At 45.1% G+C, this 12,162-nt stretch carries 7 protein-coding genes and 1 tRNA gene; all 8 read right to left on the bottom strand.

The features are described from left to right. Positions 1–7: 7 nt before the first annotated feature. The 8 genes from pheT to MLD56_RS07570 all read right to left on the bottom strand — a co-directional run bounded on the left by pheT (position 8) and on the right by MLD56_RS07570 (position 12,011). Positions 8–2,455, bottom strand: a complete 2,448-nt coding sequence (gene pheT / locus MLD56_RS07605; RefSeq protein WP_029516482.1) for a phenylalanine--tRNA ligase subunit beta — start codon at positions 2,453–2,455, stop codon at positions 8–10. A 28-nt stretch (positions 2,456–2,483) separates the two neighbouring features. Next, positions 2,484–3,515: a phenylalanine--tRNA ligase subunit alpha gene (pheS, locus tag MLD56_RS07600; protein ID WP_273041806.1), complete on the bottom strand. Its 1,032-nt coding sequence runs from the start codon at positions 3,513–3,515 to the stop codon at positions 2,484–2,486. Between the two features lie 451 nt (positions 3,516–3,966). Continuing rightward, positions 3,967–5,817: a ribosomal protection-like ABC-F family protein gene (abc-f, locus tag MLD56_RS07595; protein ID WP_029516481.1), complete on the bottom strand. Its 1,851-nt coding sequence runs from the start codon at positions 5,815–5,817 to the stop codon at positions 3,967–3,969. A 365-nt stretch (positions 5,818–6,182) separates the two neighbouring features. Beyond that, the gene (locus MLD56_RS07590; protein ID WP_029516480.1) at positions 6,183–7,223 is read right to left on the bottom strand and encodes a polysaccharide lyase family 1 protein; all 1,041 of its coding nucleotides are present in this window, start codon (positions 7,221–7,223) and stop codon (positions 6,183–6,185) included. Positions 7,224–7,492: 269 nt separating this feature from the next. Then, positions 7,493–7,563, bottom strand: a tRNA-Gly gene (locus MLD56_RS07585). 107 nt (positions 7,564–7,670) lie between these two features. Next, positions 7,671–9,812, bottom strand: a complete 2,142-nt coding sequence (locus MLD56_RS07580) for a bifunctional diguanylate cyclase/phosphodiesterase (RefSeq protein WP_029516479.1) — start codon at positions 9,810–9,812, stop codon at positions 7,671–7,673. A gap of 341 nt (positions 9,813–10,153) precedes the next feature. Next, the gene (locus MLD56_RS07575; RefSeq protein WP_039269745.1) at positions 10,154–11,257 is read right to left on the bottom strand and encodes an ATP-binding protein; all 1,104 of its coding nucleotides are present in this window, start codon (positions 11,255–11,257) and stop codon (positions 10,154–10,156) included. 337 nt (positions 11,258–11,594) lie between these two features. Next, on the bottom strand, positions 11,595–12,011 hold the full coding sequence (locus MLD56_RS07570; protein WP_029516478.1) for a hypothetical protein: 417 nt from the start codon (positions 12,009–12,011) through the stop codon (positions 11,595–11,597). Positions 12,012–12,162: the final 151 nt, after the last annotated feature.

Below are 12,162 nucleotides of genomic sequence, written 5' to 3'. Positions count from 1 at the left end.
TTTCCTGCTACTTTCTCAATTCCGCTCCAAAAGTTTGTTCCAGAGACGTAACGACAGGAGTATGCGCCGCATTGATCTCTTCATCCGTCAACGTATGTTCCCAGTGACGATAGGTCAGAGAGATAGCTACGCTCTTCTTATCTTCACCAAGCTTACTGCCTGTAAATACATCAAACACTCGTGCATCCTGCAACAGCTCTCCGCCTGCAGCGTGAATAACACGAAGCAGTTCGCCTGCCTCAACGTCTTTATTGACCACGAGGGCAATGTCACGTTCCACGGATGGGAAGCGAGCCAGCTCTCTGAACTGAATATGAGAGTTTGCGTGTTCAATGACCTGTTGCAACGCAATTTCTGCAACATACGTATCGTTCAGCCCATAAGATTGTTGGAGCTCCGGATGAATCTGCCCAAGGGTACCGATCCGTTGAGAGCTTCCATTCACATCCAGCCATACCGAAGCGGAACGGCCCGGGTGGTAGCTTTGCGGTTGGTCAGCGACATAACGAATGCTGGCACTCAATCCGAAATAGTCAAACACCGTTTCAAGCGCGCCTTTAATATCAAAGAAATCAACCTTTTCAGCACCAATATTCCATTGTTTTTCACGGCGTACCCCAGTCAACAACAGACTCAGCACTTGAATTTCCTGCGGCTGGCGGGTTAATGTTTGTTCCTCTGTATAAAATACTGTTCCCATCTCGAAAATCGCCAGATTGTCTTGCTTCCGGTTCATGTTATACACCGCTGTATCCAGCATCTGCGGAATGATACTCGTACGCAAAACACTACGGTCTTCGCTCATAGGCATAGCCAAACGTACCGGATGGCTGCCTTCTGTCAGGGCATTAAATAACCCCGTACTTTGCGGATGTACAAAAGAGTAGCTGATCGTCTCCTGCCAGCCACCATGAGCCAGCAATCTGCGCAGGGAGCGGCGCAATGATTGTGATGCTGTCAAAGCTCCCGGAGTTGTAGGACCTTCAATCGGCGTGGTCGGGATATTGTCGTAACCATACAGACGAGCAACCTCTTCGATTAAGTCCACGTCAATGGTGATATCTCCACGGCGTGTAGGAACTTGAACTTCCAGTACCCCTTGCTCTGCGTCGCCACATCCGAAATGAAGTCTACCGAAAATCGTTTTCACCTCAAGCAGCGACAGTTCGGTTCCCAAATATCGGTTTATTTTATCTAGCGACAGCTTGATAATGCGGTTTTCAGCTTTTGCAGACGCAGATTCTACGATGCCCTGGTGTACAGTGCCTCCTGCATAACGCTGAATCAGCGCAGCTGCACGATTCACAGCAGGCACAACAGCGCCTGGATCAACCTCTTTTTCAAAACGCAGACTTGCTTCTGAACGCAGTCCAAGTTGACGAGACGTTTTGCGAACTGTACCGCCGTCAAACTTCGCAGATTCCAGCGCAATGCTGACCGTCGCATCCGTAACCTCGGAGTTGGCTCCACCCATCACGCCTGCCAATGCTATTGGTTTCACACCGTCTGTAATCAGCAGCATATGCGGCTCCAGCTTACGCTCCTGATCATCAAGTGTAATCAATGTTTCGCCTGCACGAGCGAGTCGAACTTCAATATTTCCATTTTCCAGCTTATCCGCATCAAAAGCATGCAACGGCTGACCGTATTCCAGCATGACGTAGTTCGTAATATCTACGATGTTGTTGATCGGACGAACACCTGCCGCCATCAGACGGTTTTGAATCCATAATGGGGAAGCCCCCACTTTTACACCTGTAATATAACGGGCCGCGTAGTGCGTACACAGTTCAGGAGTATCTACCTTCACAGACAGATGATCTGCCGCTGCATCGCTAATTTCCACCAGATCCTTAGCCGGATCAGCCAGAGAAATATCACGTCCCAGAATCGCACTCACTTCATATGCTGCTCCGTGCATGCTCAGGCAATCCGAACGATTGGGTGTCAGATCAAAATCCAGCACCTGATCATCCAGCGCCAGCAGCTTCGTAATTGGCATACCAATTTCAGCATCCTCAGGCAGCACCAAAATACCTTCTTGCAATTCCTTTGGAAGCAGCTTGTCATTCATGCCCAGTTCTTTGGCCGAGCAGATCATACCCATGGATACTACACCACGCAGCTTGGCCTTTTTAATGTGGAAATCTCCCGGCAGCTTTGCACCTACAACTGCAACAGGAACCTTTTGACCTGCATCCACGTTTTTGGCACCGCACACGATTTGCAGATCTTCCTCCTGACCTGCATCGACAATACATACATTCAGCTTATCAGCATCTGGATGCTTTTCCTTGCTTTTAACATAGCCGACAACGACGCCAGTAATCCCTTGATTGCGCTGCTCGACCTCATCAATTTCTATGCCCGAACGGGTGATTTTCTCTGCCAGATCCTCCGCGCTTACCTGATCCAGCGATACATACTCGGACAGCCACTCGAATGATACTTTCATATGGGTTCACTTCCCTTGATATAGTTGTTTATTGACGCGCAAACTGTTTCAGGAACGACAGGTCACTGTTATAAAAATGACGAATATCATCGATACCGTATTTCAATATAGCAATCCGCTCTACACCCATACCGAATGCAAAGCCGCTGTACACCTCGGGATCAAAACCGCCCATCTCTAGCACTTTCGGATGGACCATGCCACAGCCCAAAATTTCAATCCACACGCGTTCGCCATTTTTCTTCACAAAAGTTACGTCTACTTCAGCACTCGGCTCTGTGAACGGAAAGAAGCTTGGGCGCAAACGGATTTCGGTCGATTCTCCGAACATTTCGCGTGCAAATTGAAGTAAGGTTCCTTTCAAATCACTCATGCGAATGTCTTTTCCAATGACAAGCCCTTCAATCTGGTGGAATTGAAAAGAATGTGTTGCATCGTCATCATCACGTCGGAAAACCGTACCCGGACAGATAACCTTAATAGGTGTTTCGCCCTTCATCGCTTCCATCGCGCGAATCTGAACTGGTGACGTATGGGTACGCATCAACAGATCCTCAGTCAGGTAAAATGAATCCTGCATATCGCGTGCGGGGTGATTTTTAGGCAGGTTCAATGCTTCGAAGTTATAATAATCCGTCTCAGCCTGTGGACCCTCAGCCACTCGATATCCCATGCCTGTAAAAATATCCTCGATTTGCTCAATCACTTTGTTGAGTGGGTGCAGTCCGCCTTGCGGCAGTGTGCGTCCAGGTAGCGTAACATCGATCTTTTCCGCTTGCAGACGCTCATTCGTTTCCGCTTTCGTGAACTCGTCTTGCTTACGGTTAACGACTTCTTCAATCGCCTCCCGCACCTCATTGGCTACCTGTCCAACAACCGGACGCTCTTCCGCGCTCAGCTTGCCCATACCGCGCAAAATTTCAGTCAATGCGCCCTTTTTTCCCGAGTATTTGACCCGTAGATCAGCCAGCTCCTTAGGTGTTGCCACCTTCTCCAATACTTCCAGTGCTTCTTCCTTCAAGGCCAGCAAATGTTCCTTCATTTGGATGGTTTCGCTCATCGCCTGTTCAGTCCCCTTTCTTCATATCCAGCTTTTCAGACAACAAAAAAAGGTCTTTCCTCCCGGTAAGGGACGAAAAGACCGTGGTACCACCCTCGTTAGACAATAAGCTTAGCTCACCCGGCGTTTTGCCTTACGGCAACATAGTTACAGGTGATTGTTCATGCTATGCATCATCGTCTCGCTCTGCACGTTATAACGGTCGTGAACCGGTATCCCCTACTTGCACATTCGCCATTCACATGGCGCCTGAGGTTCAAGGAACTGCTCCGGAGCGAACTTCAACAGCCCAGTATTTGCAGAAACGCTCTCAATCCTACGACGCTTCCTCCCTGTTCAATCGGACACTGTCTACTCTTCTCCATCAAGACATTTTCAAAAATTCGAACTATTGTTCATTATTATATGCAAACTACCGCGCTTTGGCAAGCAGGGCATACGTTTCAACCCTTTAGATATCGAGATCATCCAACCGCTCCAGATTTGCACGAATGCGCCTGATTTCGCTCAACAACTTTTCATTTTCGTCATTCGTGCCTGTCATTCCCATCAACTCTGTAAGACGCAATTGTAATCGAAGACGTTCCTCACGCCGCTCCTGGTCTTCTGGCTCCCGTTGACGGCTCCGTTCATCTTCTTGCTTTTCGTCGGCTGTCCCCTCATAGATTTCATATCTGCCCCCCGGCTTCATATCGAGTAACCGAGTTGCCGTGCTCCTCACCAGCTCCCGATCATGTGAGACGAGCACCAGTGCTCCATCATAGTTACGCAAAGAATCCTCTACAATTTCACGGGTTTCAATGTCAAAATAATTCGTCGGTTCATCCAGCACCAGCAGATTGGCTCCACTAAAGTACAGACGCAGAAAAGCTACCCTGCATTTTTCTCCCATACTAAGTGTCCCGATCCTTTTAAACACGTCCTCTTTCGCAAAAAGAAAGCAGCCCAACACTGTTCTCGCTTCTGTTTGCGTCATCGTCGGAAGCGCAAGCAGACTGTCCAGCAACGTTTGATCCTCTGGGAGCTGCTCCAGCTCCTGTGAAAAATATCCGATGTTCAACTGTGGGTTGGCTGTGATTTTTCCTGTCTGCGGCTCCAGTTGACCTGTTAATAACCGAAGCAGTGTGGTTTTACCAATTCCATTGGGCCCCCGAACAGCCAGACGGTCTCCACGTGCAACGATCAGATTTAGATTTTTCACAATGATACGGTCGTCGTAGCTAAAGTCAACCTGCTCAGCACGCAGCAAATATTTTGCCTGAAACCCGCTGTCACTTAATTTCATGTGCAAAGACGGAGCTTCACGTGGTTGTTCTACCCTGTTAGCCTCCAGTCGCTCCAGTTCTTTTTCTTTCGCATGATAACGGGAGATATTTTTTTTAGCCTTGGCCTTATAGAAGCTCTGTGTAATAGCCACTTCGACTTTGGATGCGCTACGATGTGCCTGGTGAAACCATTCCCTGTAATTTCGAATCGTTTCCTCCAGTGCCTGTTTCGCCAGCTCCTGCTTTCGATAGCTGGCTTCCTGCTCTCGCAGTTCCCGCTCCTTTTGCGCTTTATATTCCTTATAGCCGCCTTTATAGCGCCCAATACCCGTTGATGCAAGCTCAACTATACTCGTAGCCACTCGATCCAAAAAGGCTCTGTCATGCGATACAAACAGCAGCGTTCCCGGATACGTGGACAGCCACTGCTCCAGCCAAAGCAAGCTTTCGGCATCCAAATGGTTGGTCGGCTCATCCAGCACCAGCAGCTTCGGCTGCCTGACCATCAGTCCGGCTAACCGCACTCTCGTCTTCTGTCCGCCACTCAGGTCACCATAAGCAATGGACCACGTCTGGGCAGGCATTCCCATTCGAGTGAGCGCCTTTTCCACCTCAGACTCCCAGGCAAAGCCTTGCAGGTGTTCGTATTCATCCATCAGCTCGCCGTAACGCTCCAGATGATGCTCCATATCCTTCCCAGCATCGGCTAGGTCAGCTTCCAGCTGTCCCAACGCTTGCTTGAGGAGCCAATGCCGAGGGCTGGCCTGCTGTGCGGCCTCCAGTGCGGTTCGAGACCAATCCACCGTATCCTGCTGCTTCAGCCAGCCCCGCTCTTCCAGTGGCAAATCATGCTCTACTTGACCAGAGGTTGGCACTTCATCTCCCAGCAATATTCGCAATAACGTCGTTTTACCTGCTCCATTTCTTCCAAACAGTGCGAGCCGTTCTCCTTCCATCACATCCAACGACACATTCTCAAATAAAGATGTCCCGTTCCAATCCTTTACTACATTGCGAATACGCAAAATCGTTCTCATACCGATCATCCTTTCCCAGCCCGGTTTTTTGACCCCGGAAGCAATAAAAAAAGCCGCAGAAGGCTGCGGCTTGCATACAAGGAATATAGAATGACTGTTATGAATCGTTTCAGAACATACGCTTATGAAAAATAACACCGTAAACGAATAAGCCAAATCCCGTTCCGGAATAAACGCATACGTCCCTACATTCATTTTCAGACACACTTCTCCCGTTGCAGCTTACAGCCGCCTGCCAGTAACTGTGCAGTTAAGTGGGAAAATCAGTGTGCTTACTTCATCGGACGTATGGTTACCTTCCTTTTCATGGGATAATTACTTGCGGTTAGTATAGCAGATCACAACACATTTGCAAATAACCCTCGTTATTTTCCAAATACCAAAGTTGTATTCGACGAGCCTGCATATTTCGTTACAAACTCTTTAGTATATTCAGGAGTCTGAACTTGATAGCTATAGTTCTTGCTTGGATTCCAGTTGGTTACACGCGATTTTTGATTGTTGATGGTGGGAAAACTCCCTACATCTTTAAACTCGCCATTGCCTTTATCATCAAGAATACCGCCCTTTTCATTACCTTTTCCAAAGTAGTTGTACTCAGAATAGATTCTTGCATTCGTAGCAATGGTATAAGCAAGCTGAAAATTATTAATATAATTATTTTTAACATGGAAATATCCATATCTCATGAGTCCTGGACCACGTACAAGTAAGTTTTCAAAATAATTATTAGCGATCGTGATATGGGGCATGCCATCATAATTTTTATTGCCATCATCAGGATATCCCAAAATGAGACCATATTTATGATTAGCAAATTTGGAGTTACTAATGGTTACATAATCAGCCGATTGGCCTATGTACAAAAGTTTGTCCAGATCCGAGCCATTTGCATTATAACTGTGACCTGCAAACGTAACATGATCAATCCAATAATTTGTGCCCGCAGTAAGATAAAGTTGGATGTCATCGTTACCGTTAATGTTGGCACTGTGCTCAAAAGTTAAATTTTGAAAGATCACATTTCCCGAATTATTTGTTGTTTTCAAATGAATGTTAACCAGTTTGTTTTGCGCATAAGAACCAATGAGCGATTTGTTAGTACCAATGTTGACCACGGTTTTAGAGGAGGCAGAAATATTTTTTTCGATGACCAGAATTTTAGGAGTTGAATCCCCTAACTGGTTTTTCAAATCGTTTAGATTATTGATATAGATAATCTGACCGCCTTTTCCCCCTGTTGTGGCAGGCTTAGTAGCTCCATTTTCACTTTTAGCCTGTCCGGCAAAACCAGTCATTCCATTCGTCGACGTATTCGGAAAATCAGCAGCGGCGAACGTAGAACTTGCAGGGAAAGTAAGCAGCACCAAAGTTAATGCTAAAAACAGAAAAGAAATTTTCCTCATTGCAGCTACACCATCCTTTTTTAAGTTAAATCCCAACAATGCGACTATACTTATTTTTTAGTAAATGGTAAATAGTTCTTTTTATCTGTTTATTTATAGCATATAAGCTAAATGTTTTATATTTTATTTTGTGTGGCAATGTAAAAATAGTTCGTAAGAACGCAAAAAGCCGTGATACCCCATTGGCACCCCGGCTATAATGTATTTATCTACTCCAAACAAAACAAAAACCCTTGCGTCACAAGGGTTTCGAACTTCTTAAAATAGTAAGCGGGTGATGGGAATCGAACCCACGCTATCAGCTTGGAAGGCTGAAGTTCTACCATTGAACTACACCCGCATTTTATAATATCTCGATTCTTATGTATGGCACGCTTAACCTATCGTCAACCAGCTGAATCAGGATGTTATTTAGTATAACTTACCTTTCAGCAAAATGCAAGCATACTACATACTATCCTGAGCCAGCCAATTCATAGGTTCACGTAAAAACAATTTTTCAAAGATTTCTGCCGGAATGGGGCGACTAAAGTAATACCCCTGACCCTCATGACAATCTTGTGCCTGCAAAAAATGAAGCTGCTCCTCATTTTCTACCCCTTCAGCCGTAACCTTCAGCTTCAAATGGTGAGCCATGGAGGCAATAGTAGATACAATTGCTGCATTTTTGCTGTCGACCAGTACCTCATTTACAAAGGAACGATCAATTTTTAGACGATCAATCGGGAGATTCTTCAAATAATGCAATGAGCTATAGCCAGTTCCAAAATCATCAATACTGATTGCGACACCAATAGCCTTTATTTTTTTTAACTGTTCAAAGGCTCGATCCTTATCAAAGGTCATACTTTCGGTAATCTCCAGCTCTAGATAGCGTGCTTCAAGTTCCGTATAGGTCAAAATGCCCCGAATTACATCCACCAGCTTTTTTTGCTGAAATTGGCGCATGGATAAATTGACCGAAATCGGGATTGGTGGGTACCCAAGCTCCTGCCAATGCTTATTTTGCAGACAGGCCTCCCGTAACACCCATTCCCCCAAGGGCACAATTAAACCACTTTCTTCAGCCACCGGAATAAAATCGCCTGGCATCACCATCCCACGATGAGGATGATTCCAACGCACCAGCGCCTCCAAACTCGTTAGCTCGCCACTTTGCAGGTGGACACGAGGTTGATACACCAATGAAAATTCCTCATTTTCAAGCGCTCGCCGCAGATCATTTTCCAGCTGGAGTCTTTCATGCGCTCGCATCTGCATCGAACTAGCATACCGCTGAAAATTCACTCCCTGCTCTTTAGCACTATGTACAGCCGTATCCGCCTGCTGAATAAGCTGTTCACTCTGATTCGCATCCAACGGGTACAAAGCTATACCAACGCTCACCGTCACATGATAAGACTCACCATCAATATCGAAAGGCAGATCGAACAGCTTCACCATATCATCAATACGACTTCTCATAGCATCTGTATCTTCGTATCCCGTTAGAAGAAAGGCAAATTCATCTCCGCCCATGCTAAAGACAGCTTCCCCTTCATGGCTAAAATGCCCCAAGCGTTCGCCTACTGCATACAGCAAATAATTTCCTGCCATATGTCCAAGCGAATCATTAATCGCCTTGAAACGATCAATATTTAGAACTAAAAGTGCTACTGTCTCATCCGATTTCAATGATTTGCGCAATATTTTATCTAAACGTTGGGAAAGGCGGCGACGATTGGGGAGTCCTGTTATATCATCATTATAAGCAATGTGATTAAACTCAGATTCTGCTGCCTGCTTTTCACGATAAGGAACCAGAACCATCAACCGGACCAGCCCGCTCAACATGTTATAGAATGCTATCGCGTTGGTCAAAAGTCCCAATAGGTGATTAATATCGCTCATTTGCTCAGAAAATAAATAGAACAACTGACTCACAACACACAGTCCAATTCCACGAACCATAAGCAACATGCCCAACTCCGCCGGGCGGACTTTCCAATATTTTCGCACCCCGAAAATAAAAGTGAACACAAGTAGTAACATGACAGCCAGATTTAACGTCCAGCCCAGGTTGCCTATTTCGTATCGTATACGTAGATCCGGTAAGCCTGCACCAAATATCTTAATAACTCCTAGAATCAGCAAAGTGCAGCCTATCCCTGCCCACAAAGCCACTGTCTTGTATTCAGACTTCGTCTTGCTAAACGGGAGGAAACAAACACATAAGAGCAAGACAGAAGTAAAGGCACGATTTACAAACAGCAGCCATAACGAAATGCCCGGAGACAAAGCAAAGTCCGTCAGGCTTACGAAACTAAACGAAACAATATGAACAAGGTAAAGCAGACCAGCCACCAAAAACGTCGGGGCAATAAGAAGTCTCTGCAAGGATAACTGTTCCAGTAAAACGGACCAGGATTGATAAAAAATAGAAAAACAAATCGCAGCACAGGCAAACCCTATGATCGGATATAACAAGAAAAAAACATTATGGGAGTATATCTTATTCAAAGTTACGTGAAATAACTGAACCAAGACAAACAAAACTATCGCAGCAATGCCGATACCTATCGTTTTTTTTACTTCCAGCCGTATACTCATTCAGCCTCTTCAGCCCCCTGCATATCGGAGATTCCGATCATCTAAGACGTTTGACAGCTTTGGAAGCCGTTGTTTAAGTCTATAGTATCAAAAATAATGTTGTATTCTGGTATATAATAGCATTTAATCTGTGAAAGGTGAATCATTTTTTTGTCTTAAATTCATGAATTCATTTTCGCATTTACGCAAATAACCGAGCTTACAGCACCAAAAAAGCGCATCATCTTGTCAGATTATGCGCTTCAGATAACCTTTTCCAAAAAGGTGATACCTATACCCCAACGCTGCACAACATAAAAGAAATAGTATGTACAGGACCCCTCTGCGAAAACCTCCCCATATTAAACTACAGGAAGCGTGATTTTGAATTGTGTGCCACTTCCATGTTTACTGTCTACATGTATGAAACCTCCGTGATTTTTGATAATTCGATAGCTCACAGCCAATCCCAACCCGGTTCCACTTTCTTTTGTTGTAAAAAAAGGATCAAATAAACGCGTCAATGTATTGTGATCCATACCTAATCCGTTATCTTCAATACAAATGTGGACATAATTGCCCTCAAGCACTGTATGAATATCGATGCAGCCCTCTCGTTCCCCACCCATGCTTTCAATGGCATCCATTGCATTTTTAATCATATTGAGAATAACCTGCTTAATCTGCTTCACATCAATGGAAACCTTCATGAGCTCATCATTTTCGTCCAATGCAATCTGGCAACCCTTCATCAATGCTTCGCTTTCTGTCAGCATCACTACTTCTTTCAGCAGCCCCATCACAGATACAGCCGTTTTTTGCGGAGCCGAAGGCTTGGACGAATTTAAGAACTCATAAATAATGTCGTTCGCACGATCAATTTCTGTTAATATAATGCGGGCATACTCATCCCTGCCCAACTCCACCAAATGCGGTCGAAGCAATTGAATAAAGCCCCGGATTGCGGTAAGCGGGTTACGAATTTCATGAGCAATAGAGGCCGAGATGCGTCCCAGCATCGCCAGCTTATCGTTTTGATATGCTGTCTGCTCAATCTGCTTATAATCCGACACATCCTTGACGCTAAACAAAAAATCGCCATCCATCTGATCACCATAGGTTACTGTTATCAACCAATGCCGACCATACTCATCAATTAACTCATGATAGCGCTTTCTATGAAAGATAGTTTCTTTATAAATCCGCATGATTTTCTTCTTCTTAAACCGGCTTAACTCAGGATGATGCAAAATTTGCATCAAATTGCGACCTGCTAGCGAACTCCGTGGTAGCTCCAGCAATTTCGCCATTTGCACGTTAATAAAGGTCAGTACCCCGTCACTGTCAAACAGCATGATACCACTATCCAGGTTCTCCAGCACATTTTCATACTTGTTATTGGCGATCTGTGTGGAAGGACAAGCTCCCACGGTATCAAGCAAGGCTTCTTGGAATTCACTGATCATGCCAGGCTTCCCCCTTGTTTCGGAATGACAAACTGGCCGTATCGGACGCGTAATAATCTTGAAGAAAAGAAAGGCATCTATCGACTACCCTTCAATGGTGTAGAAAACAGTTACACAGAAATCCGACCATCTCTTTCCAATTCCAGTCTTATTTTATGATAGACAAGATTAAGGATCGCAGTCAATCGGAAAAAGTGTCGAATCCAAATTTTTATCCTGTTTTCTTTCGTCATAATATCTGCGCAACATTACCAAAATGAAAAATGAAGTTAGGAACAAGCGCCCTACACACCAAAGAAGCTCTCCAGAATTGAGAGCTTCTTTGGTGTGTAGGATGTCAACTGCCGCTCTTATTATGTTGAAGCCGGGATCGTCTTTGGCTCATAACGGCCAGTCTTCTCTTAAGCTCTCCCTGCCATTTTTCATCATTCATCTGTTTGGCTACCATCAATAAATCCAGGGATATGTCAATTTGACGCTTCACAATTTCAAACGCATCTTCACTTTCACGATTCACACAATTTTCAAATATCGTATCATCGTCTTCCATGACATAATCCTGAAAATCAATCTCGCTTGCCCCATCTCCATGTGCATATTCAGCCAAAATTTCATACTCATTTTCGACTTTATAATGAACTTCAATGCGACGACATACCGGGCAAAACAGCAAAGGAACATTATGAACTTGGGTGCGGTAATGCTTCAGCGTTCCCTTGGTTCCTACCATGCTTGCTCCACAGCAATAACTCATCCGGGCTCAGCCTCCTCTGAACAAAACCTGTTCTGCCTTGCTTATCTTCTACAATACCTTATTCGCTTTCGCCAGGCAAAATTCCTCCAGAACACAACAACATTTCCATAATTATTTGTTACCTCACTCTGCGTTGCCTCATTAAACAGGC

This window comes from Paenibacillus peoriae (genome assembly GCF_022531965.1).
Classification (GTDB): domain Bacteria; phylum Bacillota; class Bacilli; order Paenibacillales; family Paenibacillaceae; genus Paenibacillus; species Paenibacillus polymyxa_D.
The sequence above is the reverse complement of the archived record's forward strand: the minus strand, read 5'-3'. Positions and strand labels throughout refer to the sequence as shown.

Excerpts from the sequence above, each read along its gene's own strand:
- pheT (WP_029516482.1), bottom strand. The coding sequence starts at position 2,455 with ATGAAAGTATCATTCGAGTGGCTGTCCGAGTATGTATCGCTGGATCAG.
- pheS (WP_273041806.1), bottom strand. The coding sequence starts at position 3,515 with ATGAGCGAAACCATCCAAATGAAGGAACATTTGCTGGCCTTGAAGGAA.
- abc-f (WP_029516481.1), bottom strand. The coding sequence starts at position 5,817 with ATGAGAACGATTTTGCGTATTCGCAATGTAGTAAAGGATTGGAACGGG.
- MLD56_RS07590 (WP_029516480.1), bottom strand. The coding sequence starts at position 7,223 with ATGAGGAAAATTTCTTTTCTGTTTTTAGCATTAACTTTGGTGCTGCTT.
- MLD56_RS07580 (WP_029516479.1), bottom strand. The coding sequence starts at position 9,812 with ATGAGTATACGGCTGGAAGTAAAAAAAACGATAGGTATCGGCATTGCT.
- MLD56_RS07575 (WP_039269745.1), bottom strand. The coding sequence starts at position 11,257 with ATGATCAGTGAATTCCAAGAAGCCTTGCTTGATACCGTGGGAGCTTGT.
- MLD56_RS07570 (WP_029516478.1), bottom strand. The coding sequence starts at position 12,011 with ATGAGTTATTGCTGTGGAGCAAGCATGGTAGGAACCAAGGGAACGCTG.